The sequence below is a fragment of the Extensimonas soli genome (assembly GCF_029211265.1).
Lineage (GTDB): Bacteria > Pseudomonadota > Gammaproteobacteria > Burkholderiales > Burkholderiaceae_C > Extensimonas > Extensimonas soli.
Genome location: NZ_JARGEL010000013.1, coordinates 444351 through 463418, shown reverse-complemented (window position 1 = coordinate 463418; position 19068 = coordinate 444351). Strand labels below are relative to the sequence as shown.

The window sequence follows — 19068 nt, the reverse complement described above, 5'->3', positions numbered from 1 at the left end:
CATGCGTTTGCTGCTCGTCGAAGACGACGCCATGCTGGGCGCGGCCGTGCAGACCGGGCTGCAGCAGGAGGGCTACGCGGTCGATTGGGCGCGTGACGGCGCGGCGGCCCAGGCCGCGCTGCGCAAGGAGCGCTTCGACCTGGTGGTGCTCGACCTCGGGCTGCCGGCCATCAGCGGCATCGACGTGCTGCGCTACGCGCGCAGCATCGGCATGACGGCGCCCGTGTTGATCCTGACGGCGCGCGACGCCGTGGCCGACCGCGTCGCGGGGCTGGACGCGGGTGGCGACGACTACCTGACCAAGCCCTTCGACCTCGAAGAGCTGGCCGCGCGCCTGCGCGCCCTGCTGCGGCGCGCAAGCGGACGCTCGGACAACGTGATCCAGTACGGCGATCTGGTGCTCAATCCGGTGGCCTGGACGGTGCACCTGGCCGGCGAGCCGGTCGATCTGTCGAGCAAGGAATTTTCCTTGCTGCATCTGCTGCTGCAAAACATGGGCAAGGTGCTGACGCGCGAGCGCATGGAGAAAGGCCTTTACGGCTGGCAAAGCGACATCGACAGCAATACCATCGAAGTCCACGTGCACCACCTGCGCCGCAAGCTGCGGCGCGAATACATCGTCACGGTGCGCGGCGTGGGTTACATGATTCCACTGCAAGTTCCCCAGCCTACCCCATGATTTCGATCCGCCGCCGCCTCACGCTGGCCATGCTGGGCGTGTTTTTGCTTGCATGGCTGCTGCTGATCGGCATCGTGTTCTGGAACGCCCGCGCCGAGATCGAAGACCTCTACGATGACCGCCTGAGCAAGATCGCGGGCGTGATCACGGGGCTGGCCTACCACGAGCTCAGCGACGAAGAAGAGCCGCCAGAGAAGGTGTTGCAAGGAGTTTTCAGCGAGCGCCTGGTGCGCCTGTACGACGGAGAGGCCGCTTTTCAGCTGTGGTACCGCGGGCGCCTGCTGGTGCGCTCTTCCGCAGCGCCGCAGGAGCGCTTCAGCGATGCCCCCGGCTTCGCCAGCGTCATGCTGCAGGGCACACCCTGGCGCGTGTTGCAGCAGGCGCACCCTTCGGGGCTCATCACGGTGTATGTGGGCGAACCCATGGCCGGGCGCGTCGCCCTGGTGCGGCATGTGCTGGGCGAGCTCGTGGGGCCGCTGGCCCTGGCGCTGCCCGTGCTCGCGGTGCTGGTCTGGGTGGGCATACGGCGCGGCCTCGCGCCGCTCGCGCAGACCGAGTGCGAAATCGTGCACCGCACGCCCGCGCAGCTCACGCCCATATCGCTGACGCGGGTGCCGCAGGAAATCCACGGCGTCGTCGGCGCGCTCAACCAACTGCTCGAAGCCCTGCAGGCCGCCATGGCGCGCGAGCGGCGCTTCACCTCGCACGCCGCGCACGAGTTGCGCACGCCGCTCGCGGTACTCAAAACGCAGGCCCAGCTGGCCTTGCGCGCCGACGAGGGCGCGCCGCGCGAGCACGCCTTGCAACAGCTCTTGCAGGGCGTGGACCGCGCCACGCGCGTGGTGTCGCAGCTGCTCACGCTGACGCGGCTCGACCCCGAGGCCACCGGCGCGCTGCGCGCGCGGGTCGATCTGCGCGCCGTCGCCACAGACGTGGTGGCCGAACTGGCCCCTTTGGCGGTGGCCAAACACGTGGAGCTGGGCGTGGATGGCGAGGGCGAAATGCCGGTGCATGGCATCGCCCTGGGCTTGACGATCCTGGTGCGCAATCTGGTGGACAACGCGATCCGCTATTCGCCTGCGGGCGCCAGGGTGGACGTCGCGCTCAGCGCCGACGCGCACGCGGTTCACTTGATGGTTTCCAACCAGGGGCCAGGCATCCCGCCCGAAGAACGCACGCGCATTTTCGAGCCGTTTTACCGCCCGGCCGCCAGCCCGCCCGGCGGTGCAGGGCTGGGGTTGACCATCGTGCAGCGCGTTGCCACCTTCCACGAGGCGCGCATCCACGTAGGTGCCGGCCCCCACGGGCAGGGGACGCGTTTCACGGTGGTGTTTCCGCGCCCAAGCGGGCACACCGATCAGGCAAACCGCTAACCCAGGCGCGCAAACTCCACCCGCACGCGAATGCCGCGGCCACTTGCAGTGTCGAGCAACTGCAGGCGCGCGTGGTGGCGCTTGGCGACTTCTCGCACGATCGCCAGGCCCAGGCCCGAGCCGGTGGCCTGCACGCCGCGGCCGCGAAAGTACGGATCGCCCACGCGCGTGCGCTCTTCGGGCGGGATGCCGGGCCCCTCGTCCTCGACCTCCAAAAAGGCTGCGCCGCTCGCGGCGTCGGTGCCGCAGCGCACCGTCACGCGCCCGCCTGCGGGGCTGTATTTGATGGCGTTGTCGATCAGATTGCCCAGCAGCTCCTGCAGCATCCAGCGCGAGCCCAGGCACTGCACCGGGGCCAGCTCGAAGTCCAGTTCCACACCGTGGCGCAGCGCGTGGTCGAGCCAGTTCGAGGCCGCATCTTCGAGCAGTTCACCCAGGTCCACGGGGTGAAAGTCGTGCACCGAGCTCGCCTGTTCGGACGAGCGTGCAAGCGTGAGCATCTGCTGCGTGCAATGCGCGAGATCGTCGATCGCCGCGTGCATGCGTTCGAGCCGCTCGCGCACTGCGGGGCCCGCGTCCATCGCGGCGAGTTCGAGCTGCGCCTGGATGCCCGCGAGCGGCGTACGCAGCTGGTGCGCCGCGCCCGAGAGGAACACCTGCTGCTCGGCCACGGCGCGCTCGAGGCGCTCGAGCATACGGTTGATCGCCGTGACCAAGGGCAGGATGTCGGCCGGCGCGCCATCTTGCGGCACGGGGGTCAGGTCGGCCATTTCGCGCTGGTCGATGGCCGCGCTCAGCGTGCCCAGCGGCTGCAGCGCCCGGGTGATGCCGCGGCGCATGAGCCAGGTCATGACCACGAGCAGCAGCACGTTGGGCCACAGCGTGTCGAACAGAATGCTCAGCGTGTTGGCGCTGCGCTTGTGGTTGGTTTCGGTCACGAGCACGCGGTTTTCGAAGCCCTTGGCGCGGTGGCGCAGGTCGATCAGCCGCACCTCCTGCCCCGCCACCACGGCATCGTCGAAGTCGGGGTCGGGGTCGTCGAGGTCGGGCGGCGCGCGCTGCGCCAGCAGCGGCAGCAGCGCCGGGTCGCCGACCAGCAAACGGCCCTGCGCATCGACGACGAGGAAGTGCACCTCGTCTTCGGGGTCGGCCTTGAGCAGGGCTTCGGCCTCGGGGTCGATGTGCTTGACCAGGGCCTCACGGCTTTCATCCTCCTCGTCGGGCGTCATGCGCGTGGCCAGCGCGATCGCGGTCTTGTAGAGCACGTTGTCTTGTGCCTGCTGCGCCAGATCGAGCGCGTTGTAATAGTCGAACACCGCGCTGATGGCCACCAGCACGAGCGCCGGCACCAGCGCCGAGCGCGTGAGCCGGCTGCGCAGTGTTTCACGCTTTTTCGGTTGCATCTTGTTCGATTTCCAGGCGGTAGCCTATGCCGCGCACGGTGCGCAGCAGCACGCCGCTGCCGTCGAGCTTGGCGCGCAGGCGGCTCACGTAGATTTCCACCGCGTTGCTGGTGATTTCCTTGTCCCACTCGCTCAGGCTCTCGGCGAGCTTGTTTTTGCTCACCACGCGCGGCGCGGCCAGCAGCAGCGTCTCGAGCACGGCCCATTCGCGCCCCGTGAGGTGCAGCGGCGCATCGGCGAGCGTGGCCTCGTGCGTGGCAGTGTCGAGCACCAGCGCGCCCAGGCGCAGGGCCGATTGCGCATTGGCCTGGCTGCGGCGGATCAGCGCCTGCGCGCGCGCGATCAGCTCGGGCATGGCAAAGGGTTTGACCAGGTAGTCGTCGGCACCCAGGTTGAGCCCCTTGACGCGGTCTTCGAGTGCGTCGCGCGCGGTCAGCATCAGCACCGGCACCTTGTTGCCCGTGGTGCGCAGGCGGCGCACCATCTCGAGCCCGTCGATGCCGGGCAGACCGATGTCGGCCACCACCAGGTCGAACGGCGTCAAGCGCAGTGCGTGCAAGGCCGGCTCGGCCGCCGTGAGGTGGTCCAGCGCGTAGCCCGCGCGGTGGAACACCTCGCGCAGGCCGTCGGCCAGCATGGCATCGTCTTCGACCAGCAGGATTCTCATGGTGATTCTCGTCTTCGTGGTGCAGGTGAGGATAGGGGCTGATAGTGGCTGCGATAGTGGCTGCGCACATCAGCCTAGACAGCGCTCGAGCTCGGCCATGATGCACGCAAAGCCTGCATCGTCCAGCCAGGGGCTGTTGCTGATGGTCAGCATGCGCGCGGCCAGGTCGCGCGCGTGAGGGCAATGCTGCGCAGGTAGCCAGGGGCGCAGGTAAGCGTAGTCGGGCAGCGCGTGGATGAACAGGCGCGTCACGCCGAGCCCGCGCGGCCACAGCGCCGCGAGGGCCACGTCGCGCTGCGCGGGCGTGGGCAAAAGCAGCATGAAAAACGGCCAGAGGCCTTGCGCGGAATCGCCCGCCACCGTGCCGCGCTGCGCCGTGTCATCCCCTGCAGCGTCGGCCGGCGCAACCCCCAGCACCGTCACGCCCGGCAGGCGCGCGAGCTGCGGCAGCCGCCGCTGCGCCTGGCGCGCCAAAGCCGCTTGAAACGCCGGCAGCCGGCGCAGCGCCCGCGCGCCCACCGCGCGCCGCCACGCGCCCACGGGGTGCAGCGGAATCGGCAAGTCGAACACGTCGCCCACGGCCTGCGCGAGCTGCCCGCGGCGCACGGCGCGGCGCAATGGCAGGCCATAGACGTAGGGCAACATGCGCGGCCGGTAGCACAGCGCCAGCCCCAGCAGCTGCAGGCTGCGCCAGGCCTCGAAACCCCAGGCCGGCGTCTGCAACTGGCGCGCGGTGGCGGCAATCTCGGCGCGCAGCGCGGCATCGCGTGCAAGCCAGGCGCCGCCCTCGTACAAACTCAAACCCTTGCCCGCGGCAAAGCTGAAAAAGCCCGCATCACCGGCCAGCCCGACGCTTTGCGTGCCTTCGGGCGCCTCCACAAGCGCCTGAGCATACGCCTGCGCCTGCACGCGCGCCCCGAAGGCCTGCGCTGCGTCTTCGACGACGAAAGCGCCCGCCGCGCGCGCCACGGCCAGCACCGGATCGAGCCGCGCCACACGCCCGCCCAGGTGCGTGGGCAGCACGGCCAGCGTGTCGGGGCCGCACAACGCCGCGAGATGATCGAGATCGAGCTCGAAGCTGCCCGGCGCCACGTCGCACACCACCGGTTGCAGGCCGCACTGCACCACCGCCAGCACCACGAGCGGGCAGGTGTAGGCCGGCACGATGACCTGCCGGCGTGCACGCAGGCGCCGCAAGGTCTGCAGGATGAGCACCAGCGCCGCACTGCCAGAGGCGCTGATGCCGACTTCTTCAACTCCTAAAAACTGAGCTGCCAGCGCAGGTAGATCGGTCACTAGGAGCCTATCGGACTTTGGAATCGTCGGCTGCGAATGCGCCGCAGCGGCCCATTTTTTGCCGTCTTCTTGCCCCATAGTCCCGCTATGGGGCGGCGAATCCGGCAAAAACTGGTCACGCTGGGGCACCTTCTCGCTTTCGACGCCCAAAGTCCGACAGGCTCCTAGCGGCCCAAAAAGCTCTGAAACACGCAAAGGCAGCCCGGCCGTGGGCGGCACCTCGCGCGGCAAAAAACCAGGCTCAAGGCCGGGCCGGCGCATGCGTGCTCTCCCCGAGCGCGAGGCACACCACGCCCGCGATGATCAGCCCCGCACCGAGCAGCTGCAGCGCGCTGAGCGCCTCGCCAAACACCGGCACCGAGAGGATCATCACGCCGATGACTTCGAGGTGCGAGGCGGCGAACGCCGGGCCTATGGGCGCGTGGCGCAGCAGCGTCATCCACGTGACGAAGGCGCCCAGGTAGCCCACGATGGCTCCGTACACCCAGGGCTGCAGCAGCACGCGCAGCACCCAGGCCGCATCGGGCGCAAACGGCGCCGCGTGCAGCGCCGTGAGCTTGAAGCACACCTGCGAAAAGGTGTCGAACGCGATCAGCGCCACAAAGCCCAGCAGATAAAAGCGCTTGAGCGACATCAGCCCAGCCCCACCACGGCCACACCGGCGGCGATCAACCCTATGCCCAGCAGGCGCAAGCGCGTGAAGTGCTCGTGAAACAGCCAGCGCCCGCCCAGCATCACGACCACGATGCTGACCATGCCCAAAAGCACGCCCTGCGCGAGCGGCACCACGGACAGGAATGCGAGCCACACCAAAAACTCGCCCGCGAAGCAGACCACGCCCAGCCAGATCCAGGGCCGCGCGAGCATGTGCCGCCAGCGCGCCCAGCCGTCGGCCGCGCCGGGCTCTACGGCCGCCCGCTTGAAGGCGAGCTGCCCGCCCGCGTCGAGCACGGTGTTCGCCACCCACAACAAAAAGACCTGCATGCGCGCCCACATTTCCCGTTGCAAAACCCCGCCATTGTGGGCAGCGCGCGCAGGCGCGCCAAGGCAATCCAGTACGCAGCCACAGGGCTCTGGCGCCGTCAGGCAAATGAAGGCGCGACCTTTTTACGCTGCCTCCCCTGACACACAGGAAACGCAGGAGAGCGAATGATTTTCGTGATCGACTTCGATGGCACCGTGTCCACGCAGGACACGGTGGACCAACTGCTCGCGCAGCACGCAGACCCAGCCTGGCAGGAGCTGGAAGACGCCTGGCTGCAAGACCGCATCAGCGCCGTGGAGTGCATGCAGGGCCAGATCCGCCTGGTGCGCGCCGACGCCCGCACGCTCGCGGCGTTTTACCGCAGCATGCGCATAGACCCGAACTTTCGCGCGTTCAGCGAGCATGTGCGCAGTTTCGCGGCGCTGGCCATCGTGAGCGACGGGCTCGACCAGGCCATCCACGCCTGCCTGGGCCGCCACGGCATCTCCGAGCTGCCCGTGTACGCGAACCACCTCGAGCGCATCCTGCCCGACCGGCTTGAGCTGCACTTTCCGCTGCGCCAAAGCAGCTGCCAGGCGGGCAATGGCGTGTGCAAGTGCGCCGTGGCGCAAGACCTTGCGGCGCAGCACGGCGGGCCCACTGTGCCCATCGTGCTCGTGGGCGACGGCAAGTCCGACGCCTGCCTGGCGGCGCGCGCCGACATCGTCTTTGCCAAGGGCTCGCTGATCGAACACTGCCGCGCGCAGCAGATCGCGCACACCCCGTTCGAGACCTTTGCCGACGTGCTGCGCGTGGTGCGCGGCTGGCCGCAGGCCCGGCCCTTGCCCGTGGCGGCGTGACGTCTTCATGGTTTCACGGCTGCGTCAGCCTCCCAGCCACGTCCTGACCTTCATTTTTGATAGCACATTCCGTATGAAAAACCCCGCCCCGATGACCGAAAAGCCCCTGACCCTGCTCGAAAAAGACGCCCTTTACTGCTCCTGGGGCGACACCGTGCACTACGCCGACCCGCCCAAGGTGTTCAGCTCGTGCGAAGGCTCGTACCTCTACGACGAACAAAACACACCCTACCTCGACCTGCAGATGTGGTATTCGGCCGTGAACTTCGGCTACCGCAACCCGCGCCTGAACGAAGTGCTCAAGCGCCAGATCGACACGCTGCCGCAGCTTGCCTGCCAGTACCTGCACGCCGAAAAGGTCGAGCTCGCCGAGACGATCTGCCAGTACGTGGAGCAAAAATACGGCGTCAAAGGCCGCGTGCACTTCAACGTGGGCGGCGCGCAGGCGGTGGAGGATTCGCTCAAGATCGTGCGCAACGCCACCGGCAAGAATTTGATGTTCGCCTTCATGGGCGGCTACCACGGCCGCACGCTGGGCGCCTCGGCCATCACCTCGAGCTACCGCTACCGCCGCCGCTTCGGGCATTTCTCCGACCGCGCGCAGTTCATCCCCTTCCCCTACTGCTTTCGCTGCCCCTACGGCATGAAGCAGGAAAGCTGCGGTATGTATTGCCACAACGAATTCGAAAAGCTGTTCGAGACCGAATACAACGGCGTCTGGGACGACAAGGCCAAGCAGGCCGAATATGGCGCGTTCTACGTCGAAACCATCCAGGGCACGGGCGGCTACGTGATCCCGCCCGAGGGTTACTTTCCAAAGCTCGCCAAAACGCTCAAGGAGCGCAACATCCTGCTCGTGGTCGATGAAATCCAGATGGGCGTGTACCGCACGGGCAAGCTCTGGTCGTGGGAAAACTTCGGCATCGTGCCCGACGTGTTCATTTTCGGCAAGGCGATCACCAACGGGCTCAACCCGATCTCGGGCATCTGGGCGCGCGAAGAGCTCATCAACCCGCAGGTCTTTCCGCCCGGCTCCACGCACTCGACCTTTTCATCGAACCCGCTGGGCACGGCCGCGGCGCTCGAAGTGCTGCGCATGACGCAGGAAAAAGAGCTCGAACCCGAGCTGCGCGCCAAGGGCGCCTACTTTCTGCAAAAGCTGCAGGAACTCAAAGCGCGCTGGAAGATGATCGGCGACGTCAGCGGCATGGGCATGGCGCTGCGCATGGAAATGTGCACGGCCGACGGCTACACGCCCAACCGCCAGCTTGCCGACCGCATCTTCAACGAGGGGCTCAAGGGCGACCTGTCGCTCGACGGCAAAACCTACGGGCTGGTCCTGGACATCGGCGGCTACTCCAAAAACGTGTTCACCCTCGCGCCCAGCCTCACCATCACGCGCGCAGAAATCGACCTGGGCCTCGCGCTGTTCGAGCAACTGCTGCAGCGCTGCGGCGCGCAATGACCATGGGGACTATCGGGCTGATTTGCTGAGGAGACCCCCATGACCGACGCCGCACTCCAAACCCTGCTCGGGCCCAACGGCTTTTATTTGCCACGCGGCAGCAGCGCTGTGCTGCTGGTGCACGGGCTGACCGGCACGCCGGCCGAAATGCGCGACTTTGGCCGCCAGCTCGCGCGCCAGGGCTTGTCGGTGGCCTGCCCGCAACTGGCCGGGCACTGCGACAGCGTGGCCGCGCTCAAGGCGAGCCGCTGGGAAGACTGGTACGACAGCGTGGAGCGCTGCTTCGAGGCGCTCGCGCAGCGCCATGCACAGGTGTATGTGGCGGGCCTGTCGATGGGCGCGCTGCTGTGCCTGCTGCTCGCGCAGCGCCAGCGCACGCGCGTGGCGGGCCTTGCGCTGCTCTCGCCCACGTTTTTCTACGACGGCTGGAACATGCCCAAGCTGCGCCAGACGCTGTTTTTGCCGCTCATCCTCTACAGCCCGCTGCGCTACGTGTTTGCCTGGCAAGAGCCGCCGCCCTACGGCATCAAGGACGAGCGCGTGCGCGCCATGGTCACGGCCGTGCTGCAAAAGCGCGACAGCCAGGCCGCCGACAAGGTGGGCCACTTCAAAACCCCCGCCACCGTGATCTGGCAAAGCCGGCGCCTGATCCGCGCCGCGCGCCGCTGCCTGCCGCAGGTGCAGCAGCCCACGCTGATCGTGCACTCCACCGAAGACGACATGGCCAGCATCCGCAACGCCTACCTCGTGCGCGACGAAATCGGCGCGCGTCGGGTGGAAACCTGCTTCGTCGATGACTGCTACCACGTGCTCACGCTGGACAAGCGCAAGCACGAAGTCGCCACGCGCGTGGCCGGCTTTTGCCACGGTGCGCGGCCCGCCAGCGAACACCTGCCGCAGTACCTGTATCCCCTGCACGCCAAGGCCGCGTAGGTAAGATGCGCGGCTTTGCACTCAACCCAGGTTGTTCATGAGGACGCGGGATGATGGCGAGGCGGCTGGCGAGGCAGTTTGGTCGCGGGTGAGCAGTCCATGGCCGCAGCCATGGACGCCGAAGCCGCAGCCCAAATGACCGGCAGACGTCCGCCAGCGCCCGCGTAGGTGCGCAGCACCGCCTCATGGACAATCTGGGTTCACCGCCGCCCATGACCCCAGCCATCGAATTCGCCCCCGGCCTCACCGTGCGCGGCATCCAGCCGCCGCTGCGTCTGGCCAACTACCGGCTCATCGCCTTTGACATGGATTCCACGCTGATCAACATCGAATGCGTGGACGAGATCGCCGACGCCGTGGGCCGCAAGGCGGAAGTCGCAGCGATCACCGAAGCCGCCATGCGCGGCGAGATTGCCGACTTCAAAGAGAGCCTGCGCCGGCGCGTGGCCCTGCTGCGCGGGGTGCGCGTGGCCGACATGGAACGCATCTACGTCGAGCGCCTGCGCCTGAACCCGGGTGCCCAGGAACTCATCGCCGCCGCCAAAGCTGCGGGGCTCAAAACCTTGCTGGTCTCGGGCGGCTTCACATTTTTCGCCGAGCGCGTGGCTGCACGGCTGGGCATGGACTATGTGCGCGCCAACGTGCTCGAAGTCGAAGACGGCCAGCTCACGGGGCGCATGGTCGATCAGCCCTGGGGCGACATCGTCGATGGCGCCATGAAGCGCGACACCCTGCTGGCCACCTGCGCGCAGCTGGGTTGCACAGGCGCGCAGGCCATTGCCGTGGGCGACGGCGCCAACGACCTGCCCATGATGGCCGCCGCGGGCCTGGCCGTGGCCTACCACGCCAAGCCCGTGGTGCGCGCGCAGGCCCACGTGGCCATAGACGAAGGCGGGCTGGACCGATTGCTCGAAGTCGTGCGGCCTTGAATTGCTTCTTTTTCGATAGCTTCTAGCGCTTGTCCATCAATCGTTAGAGGCCAATTTCATTCAACCCAGATTGTTCATTAGGACGCGGGATGATGGCGAGGCGGCTGGCGAGGCAGTTTGGTCGCGGGTGAGAAGTCCATAGCCGGTGCCATGGACGCCGAAGCCGCGGCCAAAATGACCGGCAGACGTCCGCCAGCGCCCGCGTAGGTGCGCAGCACCGCCTAATGGACAATCTGGGTTCAAATCTTCTCCGCAGGGCATCCATCTGCCTTCCGCCCTGCCGCACCGGCTCCGCTCGTGAACGGCATCGGCAAGGCTTGCACGCCCTGCCACACTTGCGGCTCGGCCACCAGGTCGGCCAGCGTCACGCCGTCGAGCACGGCCAGGTAGGCGGCAAGCGCCTGCTCGAGCACGCCTTGCAGGCGGCAGCGCCCGCGCAGGCGGCACTGGTTGCGCTCTGCGTCGAAGCATTCCACCAGCGCAAAATCCGTCTCGGTGGCGCGCGCCACGGCGCCCACCGTGATCACCTGCGCCGGCTGCAGCAGGCGCACCCCGCCGCCGCGTCCGCGCGTGGTGTCGAGCAGCCCGCGCGCCGACAGCTCCTGCACGATCTTCATGAGGTGGCTGCGCGAAATGCCATGCACCTCGGCGATCTCGGTGATGGTCACGGGCTGCGCGCGCTCGGCATGGATGGCGCAGTACATGAGCACACGCAGGCTGTAGTCGGTCCACTGGGTCAGGCGCATAAAACTTTAGGGTGCGTCAAGCAAAAGATGAACATTGCATGAATTTTATGGCATAAAATATTCACACATCGTGCATCTTTAGGAGTTCATCCATGCAAGCCACCCTCTCCAGCACCACCACCGCAAGCGCTCCCGCGCTCAGTGCCGACCTGCCGATCGGCCAGATCGCCGTGCAGTGGCCCGGCGCGACCGCGATCTTTCGCCGGCTCAAGCTCGATTTTTGCTGCGGCGGCCAGCAAAGCCTGCGCAGCGCCGCTGCGGGCAAAGGGCTGGACGCCGAGGCCGTGCTGGCCGAAATCGCCCCGCTGCAGCGCAGCAACGCATTGCCCGAAGCCACGGCGCCCGGCGCGCTCATAGACCACATCCTCGCGCGCTACCATGAAGTGCACCGCGCGCAGCTGCCCGAGCTGATCCGCATGGCGCGCCGCGTGGAGGCCGTGCACCGCGCGCACCCGCAGGTGCCCGCGGGCCTGGCCGACCTGCTCGAAGCCATGGAGGCAGAATTGCTCTCACACATGCAAAAAGAAGAGCAAATTCTTTTCCCCATGCTGCGCGCAGGCGGCGCGCCCTTCGTCGGCCAGCCGATCAGCATGATGCGCAGCGAGCACGTGGAGCACGGCGCGGCGCTGCAAAAGCTCGCCGCGCTCACCAACGACGCCACGCCGCCTGCAGCCGCCTGCAACACCTGGCGCGCGCTGTATGCGGGCATCGCCCAGCTCGGCGAAGACCTGGTGGCGCACATCCACCTCGAAAACAACGTGCTGTTCCCGCAGTTCGAAGCCGCTGCCGCGCCGGGCTGCGCCTGCCATTGAAATTCTTTCACCATGTCCGCGACCGCCTCGCCACCCACACCCCCCACGCAAACCGCCGACATCCGCAGCCTGGTGCACGGCTTTTACGCCGAGGCGCGCCAGGACCCGCTGCTCGGGCCGGTTTTCGAGAGCGCGTTGAAAGACCGCTGGGACGCACACCTCGCACGCATGGTGGACTTCTGGAGCACGGTGCTGCTCGGCAGCAAAAGCTTTCGCGGCGACGTGTTCAAAAAACACATGGCCCTGCGCGGCCTGACACCCGCGCATTTCGCCGCCTGGACGCGGCTGTGGCAGCAGCACACCGCGCGCTGCCTGCCCCCGGCCCTCGCCGAGCAGGCCCAGCGCGCGGCGCACGGCATCGCGTGCCAGCTTTATACGGGCTACTTCAACGAGCGCCCCGCCTTTGCTCCGCCGCCGCACAGCCATGGCGGGGACGAGGCAGCCCACTCAATGCGCTAACCGCCCCGCCTCCAGCCGCAGCACGCGCTCGCAGCGCGCCGCGAGGCTTTCGTCGTGCGTGACCACGATGAAGGCCGTGCCCTGTTCGCGCGCCAGGTGCAGCATGAGTTCGAACACGGTGTGCGCCGTGGCGCGGTCCAGGTTGCCGGTGGGCTCGTCGGCCAGCACGCAGGCCGGGCGCATGACGAGCGCGCGCGCGATGGCCACGCGCTGGCGCTCGCCGCCCGACAACTCCGCGGGCCGGTGCCGCAGGCGCTCCTGCAGGCCCACGGCGGCCAGCACCTGCGCCGCCTGCTGCTGGCTCGCTGCCACGGGCTGGCGCCGGATGCGCAGCGGCATGGCGACGTTTTCGAGCGCGCTGAATTCGGGCAGCAGGTGGTGGAACTGGTAGATGAAGCCCAGGTAGCGGTTGCGCAGCTGCCCCTGGCGCTCGGGTGTGAGTGTGGCCAGGTCGTGCCCCAGCAGCTCGACGCGGCCCGCCGTGGGCGCGTCCAGCCCGCCGAGCAGGTGCAGCAGCGTGCTTTTGCCCGAGCCCGAGGCGCCGACGATGGCCAGCGTCTCGCCCGCGCGCACCTGCAGATCGACGCCCTGCAGCACACGCACGTCGAGCGGCCCCTCGGTGAAGCGCTTGGCCAAGCCCGTGGCCTGCAGCACCAGCTGGCCGAGCACGGGCGGGGCAAACGAAAGTGCATCCGATTTATTCATAGCGCAGCGCCTCGGCCGGGTTCATGCGGCTGGCGCGCCAGCTCGGGTACAGCGTGGCGACGAAGGCCAGCACGAGGGAAATCAGCACGATGGGCACGATGTCGCCGCTTTGCGGATCGCTGGGCATTTTGCTGATGAGGTAGATGTCCTGCGGCAAAAAGCGCGCGTGGAACAGGCGTTCGAGCGCGGGCACGATGACGTCGATGTTCAGCGCCACGGCCAGCCCCAGCACCAGGCCGCTGAGCGTGCCTATCACGCCCACCAGCGCCCCCTGCACCATGAAAACGCCCATGATGCTGCGCGGGCTTGCGCCCAGCGTGCGCAGGATGGCGATGTCGGCGCGCTTGTCGGTCACGGCCATGACCAGCGTGCTCACGAGGTTGAACGCCGCCACGGCCACGATCAGCGTGAGGATGATGAACATCATGCGTTTTTCCATCTGCACGGCGGCGAACCAGGTGCGGTTTTGCTGCGTCCAGTCGCGGATCAGCAAATTGCCGCTGAGCGTTTGCGCAAGCTCCTGCGCGACTTCGGGTGCGCGATGCAAATTTTGTAGCTTGAGACGCACGCCCGTCGGCCCTTCGAGCCGGAAAATTCGCTCGGCATCGTCGATATGCAGAAACACCAGCGCCGAGTCGTATTCGTAATGCCCCGAAGAAAACGTGCCCGCCACCGTGAGCTGCTTGTAGCGCGGCACCACGCCCGCGGGCGTCACCTGGCCGGCGGGCGCAACCAGCGTCACCACGTCGCCCACGTCCACGCCCAGCGCGCGCGCAAGCTCGTGCCCCAGCAGCACGCGAAACTGCCCGGGCACGAGCTGCGTCAGCGCGCTGCCGCGCAGCGTCTGCGCCAGGTCCGTCACCTGCGGCTCCAGCGCCGGGTCTATGCCGCGCACCATCACGCCTTTCATGTCCTCACCGCGCGCCAGCAGTGCCTGGGACGCTACGAAAGGCGCAGCACCGAGGACTTGCGGGTTGCGCCGCGCCTCGGCCATGGTGCGCGCCGGATCGGGCATGGCGCTGCCGCCGGGGGCAAAAATTTCGATGTGCGGCACCACGCTGAGCATGCGGTCACGCACGTCGCGCTGAAAGCCGTTCATCACGCTCAGCACGATGATGAGCGCCGCCACACCGAGCGCAATGCCCAGCATGGAAACGCCCGAAATGAAGGAAATGAAGCCGTTGCGGCGCGTCGCGCGCCCCGCGCGCGTGTAGCGCCAGCCCAGGGCCAACTCGTAGGGAATGTTCATGGTCAGCGCGGATTGTGGCATCCCGTCCCGCACAATATCGCCCCATGCCTGCTGCCTCGCATCTGCTCATCCCGTACGCGCTCAGCCCGGCCCCAGGTTGCACGCAGGTTCTGCCAGCGCTGGACCTGCCCATGCTGCGCGCACTGCTGCAGCGCCTCGCGCCCGGCGCCTCACTCGCGGGCACGCCCCAGAGCCTCTCCATGCCGCACGAGCGCGCCTGGGCGCAGGCGCTCGGGCTGCCCAGTGAAGACGGGCGCATTCCGTGGGCGGCCTGGCGGCGTGTGGAACAAGGGCAAGCGCCGGGAGCGCAAGCCTGGGCCTTCGTCACCCCGTGCCTGTGGCACATAGGCGCAGACCACGTGACGCTCAGCGACCCCGCCGCGCTGCGCCTCGACGAAGCCGCCTCGCGCGCGCTGCTGGACATCCTCGCGCCGTGGTTTGCCGAAGACGGCATCACGCTGCATTATGAACAGCCCACGCGCTGGCTCGCGCAAGGCGCGCTGTTTGCCGACCTGCGCACCGCCGCGCTCGAGCGCGTGCTCGGGCGCGACGTGCGCCATTGGCTGCCGCCGCTGGCGAGCTCCGAGGCCGCGCGCCGCCTGCAGCGCCTGCACAGCGAGGTGCAGATGCTGCTCTACACCCACCCCTTCAACGCTGCGCGCGAGGCGCAGGGCCTGCCGGCCGTCAACGCCTTCTGGGTGCACGGCGCGGGCGCGCTGCCGGCAGACTGGCACATGTCCCGCGCAGCCACGGCCGCCGCCCCCACCACCCTGACCGTGGCCGAAGACCTGCGCGCGCCCGCGCTGCGCGAAGACTGGCACGCCTGGGCCGCCGCCTGGCAGCAGCTCGACGCCGGGCCCCTTACCGCACTGCACGCGCAAATGCAGCGCGGCGCGGCCGTGCAGCTGACGCTGTGTGGCGAGCATGGCGCCCTCAGCTTCGGCCCGGCACGGCGCAATTGGCTGCAACGCCTTCAGAGCGTTTCTCGGCCTTTGCGCCTATCTGACCTGCATAAAGCGCTATGAAAATCATTAACAGAGAAATCCCCCCGCGTGCCGTCTGGGCACTGGAGCAGGCGGGCGTGCATCCGCTGCTTGCGCGCCTGTACGCGGCGCGCGGCGTGCACAGCAAGGACGAGCTCGACGACGGCCTGGCGCGCCTTCTGCCGCCCGAGGGCCTGCGCGGCATCACGCAGGCGGCAACACTGCTTGCCGACGCCATCGCGCAAGACCGGCGCCTGTGCATCGTGGCCGACTACGACTGCGACGGCGCCACCGCCTGCGCCGTCGGCGTGCGCGGCCTGCGCCTGTTGGGCGCGCGGCACGTCGATTACCTCGTGCCCGACCGCGTGACCGACGGCTACGGCCTCACGCCGCCGATTGCCGAGCGCGTGCATGCGCGCGGTGCCGACATGCTCATCACCGTGGACAACGGCATCGCCAGCGTCGAAGGCGTGGCGCGCGCCAAGGCGCTGGGCCTGGCCGTGCTCGTCACCGACCACCACCTGCCAGGCCCCGCGCTGCCGCCCGCGGACGCCATCGTCAACCCCAACCAGCCCGGCTGCAGCTTCGAGAGCAAGGCGCTCGCGGGCGTGGGCGTGATGTTTTACGTGCTGCTTGCGCTGCGCAGCGAATTGCGCGCGCGCGGGCGTTTCGACGCCGCGAGCCAGCCGCGGCTCGACGCGCTGCTGCCGCTCGTCGCGCTGGGTACCGTGGCCGACGTGGTGCGGCTCGACGCGAACAACCGGCGCCTCGTGGCGCAAGGCCTCAAGCGCGTGCGCGCGGGCCAGATGCCCGCGGGCATGGCGGCGCTTTTTCGCGCGGCGGGGCGGCAGGCGCAGGCGGCCAATACCTTCGACTTCGGCTTTGCGCTCGGGCCGCGCATCAACGCCGCGGGGCGCCTGGCCGACATGACGCTGGGCATCGAATGCCTGTTGACCGACGACCCGGCGCGCGCCGACGAACTCGCACAGACCCTGGACGCCATCAACCGCGAGCGCCGCGAAATCGAAGGCGACATGCGCACGCAGGCCTTCGCGCTCGCCGAAAACCTGTTCGACGCCGCCGAAGCACCGCCGCCTGCGGTGAGCGTGTTTGACCCGGATTTTCATGAAGGCGTGGTCGGCATCGTGGCCTCGCGCCTCAAAGACAAGCTGCACCGCCCGACCTTCGTGTTCGCCGCGAGCGCCGCGCCGGGCAAGGAGCATGAGCTCAAGGGCTCGGGCCGCTCCATCCCGGGCTTTCACCTGCGCGACGCGCTGGACCTCGTGGCCAAGCGGCATCCGGGCGTACTGCTCAGGTTCGGCGGCCACGCCATGGCCGCGGGATGCACCATCGCCGAGGAGCATTTCGAGCGGTTCGAGCAAGCATTCGCGCAGGTAGCGCAGGAGTGGCTGGAGCCGGCCACGCTCACGCGCCAGCTCGAAACCGACGGCCCGCTCGCGCCCGAATACCGCCGCGCCGAACTCGCCGACGCGCTGCAGCGCGAAGTCTGGGGCCAGGGCTTCGCCGCGCCCGTGTTCAGCGAAGAACTCGAAGTGCTGGGCCAGCGCCTGGTCAAGGAAAAGCACCTGTCGCTCAAGCTCAAACACCAGGGCGAACCGGTCGATGCCATCTGGTTCGGCCGCACCGAACCGCTGCCCGCACGCGCGCTGCTGGCCTACCGGCTCGACGTGAACGAATGGCGCGGCGAGCGGCGCGTGCAGTTCGTGATCGAAGGGGCGCAGGGCTGAGCCGCTGCGCAGGGCGCGGCTGACAACCCGTCCTGCAGCGCACCGCCCTCAAAGACGCGCAAACGGATCGACTCTGGACGCCAGCGTCTGCGCGCCGGGCTCGGGCATGGCGGCTGGGCGGCGTGGTGGATCGGGGGCCTCGTAAACGGGCGCTACGGGCAGCGGCGGCATGCTGCGGCCGTAGATGCGCTGCACGCGCTCTGCGAGCGGCGGGTGCGAATCGAGCCAATGCGCGAGCAGGTGCCTGGAGGGCAACTCCACCAGCAGCATGTGCTGCACCACGGGGTGCGCGAGCCCTATGGGGGCCACGCGCTCGTGCGACACCGGCGCAGCCTGCCCGGCCGCCTGCCATTGCGCCAGCACCTTGCGCAGCACGCCGCCCAACCCGTTCTTGCTGCGCGTCCATTGCACTGCGCGCGCGTCGGCGAGGTATTCACGCTGGCGCGAGACGGCGGCCTTGAACACCCGGCCTGCGAGCCAGCCAGCGAAACCGACGACCATCACCAGCGAGCCAAAAAACACCCCCAGCGCTCCGTAGCCGCGCAAGTGGTCACCAAAGCCATGCACCAGTTCGAGGCCCTGCACCATGCCCGCGAGCTGCATCTTGAGGTAGGTGTCGCCCTCGTACAAATGGCTCAGCTCGTGCGCAACCATGCCCTGCAGTTCCTCGCGCGTCAGATAGTCGAGCGCGCCCTGGGTCACGGCAACCACGGCGTCGGCAGGTTCCCAGCCCGCGGCAAAGGCATTGATCACGTCGGCGCGGGGCAGCACCATGGCCTGGGGCCGGGGCATGTGCGCGGCAATGGCCAGTTCGTCGATGATGTTGCACAGGCGCTGCTCGGCATGCGACACCGCGGGCCGCGCCTCGCGCGCGCCTATGCGCTCGGCCAGCCTGACGCCGCCAGCGCGCAGGTTGGAAATCTCGAGCAGCCAGCCCCCGAGCACCAGCAGCAGCGTCACCCCCACGTTGACCTGCGCAAAGCCCAGCGGAAAGGGCAAGCGCAGGTGCAGCATCCAGCCCACGCCCAGCCAGGCCAGCACCAGCGCGCCATGCACGGCCGCGGCCAGCGCGAGCACGGCGAGGGCAAACGCCAGCAGCAGCCGGCGCGTGCGCCTGCGTGCATCCTCCTGGTGTTGCCAGAAATTCATCCCGGATTGTCCACGCGCGCTCTGCGCTCAGGCTACAGGCTCAGAACTGCACCTTGGGCGCAGCGCGCTCTTCTTCGCTGCGCGTGGACTGGAGCATGGGCGCCACCGGAAAGCTCAGCAACCTGGCCACGATGAGCGCCGGGAACCTGGTGGCCTGGTCGTTGAATTCGAGCACCTGGTCGTTGTACGCCTGGCGCGCGAAGCCCAGGCGGTTCTCGGTGCTCGTGAGCTCTTCGCTGAGCGACTGCATGGTCACGTCGGCTTTGAGTTCGGGGTAGTTTTCGGCCACCAGCATGAGGCGCCCCAGACTGCTGCCCAAGGCATTTTCGGCCGCGGCCAGCGCGCCCATGGCGGCGGCGCTGGCAGGCGCGGCGTGCGCAGCCGCCGCCGCACTTTGCGCCCGGCCGCGCGCCTGGATCACGGCCTCGAGCGTGGCGGCCTCATGGGCCAGGTAGCGGCGCGCCACCTCGACCAGATTGGGCACCAGGTCGTGCCGCCGCTTGAGCTGTACGTCGATCTGGGCAAACGCATTGGCGATGCGGTTGCGCGACTGCACCAGCCGGTTGTAAATGGCAACCGCCCAGACCCCGAGCACCACCACGATGCCCACGGCAATCATTGCACCTTTTGACATGGCCCCTCCTCCTA

Annotated in this window: 20 protein-coding genes; 10 read left to right on the top strand and 10 right to left on the bottom strand. The window is 68.3% G+C overall.

Translation table 11 applies throughout. The annotated features are described in order from the left end of the window. Position 1: 1 nt before the first annotated feature. Positions 2–679 carry a response regulator gene (locus tag PYV55_RS06275; protein WP_275849817.1) on the top strand — a complete coding sequence of 226 codons (678 nt, stop codon included), beginning with the start codon at positions 2–4 and terminating at the stop codon, positions 677–679. Then, entirely contained in the window at positions 676–2052 is a 1377-nt protein-coding gene (locus PYV55_RS06270; protein WP_275849816.1) for an ATP-binding protein, read from the top strand. Before PYV55_RS06275 ends, PYV55_RS06270 begins: the two co-directional genes overlap by 4 nt. Here PYV55_RS06270 and PYV55_RS06265 read toward each other — a convergent pair. From PYV55_RS06265 to PYV55_RS06245, 5 genes are all read right to left on the bottom strand, one after another. After that, positions 2049–3455 (bottom strand): sensor histidine kinase, encoded by a 1407-nt coding sequence (locus tag PYV55_RS06265; protein ID WP_275849815.1) that lies wholly within the window; start codon positions 3453–3455, stop codon positions 2049–2051. The two genes, PYV55_RS06270 and PYV55_RS06265, sit on opposite strands and share 4 nt — an antisense overlap. Next, entirely contained in the window at positions 3436–4122 is a 687-nt protein-coding gene (locus PYV55_RS06260; protein WP_275849814.1) for a response regulator, read from the bottom strand. The genes PYV55_RS06265 and PYV55_RS06260 overlap by 20 nt, the downstream gene beginning before the upstream one ends. A gap of 69 nt (positions 4123–4191) precedes the next feature. After that, positions 4192–5679 (bottom strand): DegT/DnrJ/EryC1/StrS family aminotransferase, encoded by a 1488-nt coding sequence (locus PYV55_RS06255; protein ID WP_275849813.1) that lies wholly within the window; start codon positions 5677–5679, stop codon positions 4192–4194. Then, positions 5660–6052, bottom strand: coding sequence for a DMT family transporter (locus PYV55_RS06250; RefSeq protein WP_114481704.1), 393 nt, complete (start codon positions 6050–6052; stop codon positions 5660–5662). Before PYV55_RS06250 ends, PYV55_RS06255 begins: the two co-directional genes overlap by 20 nt. After that, positions 6052–6402 (bottom strand): EamA family transporter, encoded by a 351-nt coding sequence (locus PYV55_RS06245; RefSeq protein WP_275849812.1) that lies wholly within the window; start codon positions 6400–6402, stop codon positions 6052–6054. Before PYV55_RS06245 ends, PYV55_RS06250 begins: the two co-directional genes overlap by 1 nt. Positions 6403–6567: 165 nt before the next feature. Here PYV55_RS06245 and PYV55_RS06240 point away from each other — a divergent pair, with 165 nt between their 5' ends. The 4 genes from PYV55_RS06240 to serB all read left to right on the top strand — a co-directional run bounded on the left by PYV55_RS06240 (position 6568) and on the right by serB (position 10569). Further along, the gene (locus PYV55_RS06240) at positions 6568–7242 is read left to right on the top strand and encodes an HAD-IB family phosphatase (RefSeq protein WP_275849811.1); all 675 of its coding nucleotides are present in this window, start codon (positions 6568–6570) and stop codon (positions 7240–7242) included. 73 nt (positions 7243–7315) lie between these two features. After that, positions 7316–8707 (top strand): aspartate aminotransferase family protein, encoded by a 1392-nt coding sequence (locus PYV55_RS06235; RefSeq protein ID WP_275849810.1) that lies wholly within the window; start codon positions 7316–7318, stop codon positions 8705–8707. 39 nt (positions 8708–8746) lie between these two features. After that, complete coding sequence (locus PYV55_RS06230; RefSeq protein WP_275849809.1) at positions 8747–9640, top strand: alpha/beta hydrolase; 894 nt, start codon at positions 8747–8749, stop codon at positions 9638–9640. Positions 9641–9852: 212 nt separating this feature from the next. Further along, on the top strand, positions 9853–10569 hold the full coding sequence (serB, locus tag PYV55_RS06225) for a phosphoserine phosphatase SerB (RefSeq protein ID WP_275849808.1): 717 nt from the start codon (positions 9853–9855) through the stop codon (positions 10567–10569). Positions 10570–10808: 239 nt separating this feature from the next. Here serB and PYV55_RS06220 read toward each other — a convergent pair whose 3' ends face one another. Beyond that, positions 10809–11315 (bottom strand): RrF2 family transcriptional regulator, encoded by a 507-nt coding sequence (locus PYV55_RS06220; protein ID WP_275849807.1) that lies wholly within the window; start codon positions 11313–11315, stop codon positions 10809–10811. Between the two features lie 92 nt (positions 11316–11407). Between PYV55_RS06220 and ytfE the strand changes: the two genes are divergently transcribed. Both ytfE and PYV55_RS06210 read left to right on the top strand, forming a co-directional pair. Beyond that, on the top strand, positions 11408–12127 hold the full coding sequence (gene ytfE / locus PYV55_RS06215) for an iron-sulfur cluster repair protein YtfE (protein ID WP_275849806.1): 720 nt from the start codon (positions 11408–11410) through the stop codon (positions 12125–12127). 12 nt (positions 12128–12139) lie between these two features. Then, a complete protein-coding gene (locus PYV55_RS06210; protein ID WP_275849805.1) occupies positions 12140–12586 on the top strand; it encodes a group III truncated hemoglobin in 447 nt (148 codons plus the stop codon). On the opposite strand, the gene lolD is transcribed toward PYV55_RS06210, so the two are convergent. Continuing rightward, on the bottom strand, positions 12575–13291 hold the full coding sequence (gene lolD / locus PYV55_RS06205) for a lipoprotein-releasing ABC transporter ATP-binding protein LolD (protein ID WP_275849804.1): 717 nt from the start codon (positions 13289–13291) through the stop codon (positions 12575–12577). The genes PYV55_RS06210 and lolD overlap by 12 nt on opposite strands. After that, positions 13284–14540, bottom strand: a complete 1257-nt coding sequence (locus PYV55_RS06200; protein ID WP_275849803.1) for a lipoprotein-releasing ABC transporter permease subunit — start codon at positions 14538–14540, stop codon at positions 13284–13286. The genes lolD and PYV55_RS06200 overlap by 8 nt, the downstream gene beginning before the upstream one ends. A gap of 44 nt (positions 14541–14584) precedes the next feature. Here PYV55_RS06200 and PYV55_RS06195 point away from each other — a divergent pair, with 44 nt between their 5' ends. Both PYV55_RS06195 and recJ read left to right on the top strand, forming a co-directional pair. Beyond that, complete coding sequence (locus PYV55_RS06195) at positions 14585–15565, top strand: phosphoglycerate mutase (RefSeq protein ID WP_275849802.1); 981 nt, start codon at positions 14585–14587, stop codon at positions 15563–15565. Then, positions 15562–17271 carry a single-stranded-DNA-specific exonuclease RecJ gene (gene recJ / locus PYV55_RS06190; RefSeq protein WP_275849801.1) on the top strand — a complete coding sequence of 570 codons (1710 nt, stop codon included), beginning with the start codon at positions 15562–15564 and terminating at the stop codon, positions 17269–17271. The genes PYV55_RS06195 and recJ overlap by 4 nt, the downstream gene beginning before the upstream one ends. Before the next feature lie 48 nt (positions 17272–17319). Here the strand turns inward: recJ and PYV55_RS06185 are convergent, their stop codons facing one another. Together PYV55_RS06185 and PYV55_RS06180 are read right to left on the bottom strand one after the other, a co-directional pair. Continuing rightward, positions 17320–18420 (bottom strand): M48 family metalloprotease, encoded by a 1101-nt coding sequence (locus tag PYV55_RS06185; protein ID WP_275849800.1) that lies wholly within the window; start codon positions 18418–18420, stop codon positions 17320–17322. A gap of 40 nt (positions 18421–18460) precedes the next feature. Next, positions 18461–19054: a LemA family protein gene (locus PYV55_RS06180; RefSeq protein ID WP_275849799.1), complete on the bottom strand. Its 594-nt coding sequence runs from the start codon at positions 19052–19054 to the stop codon at positions 18461–18463. Between the last annotated feature and the right edge of the window lie 14 nt (positions 19055–19068).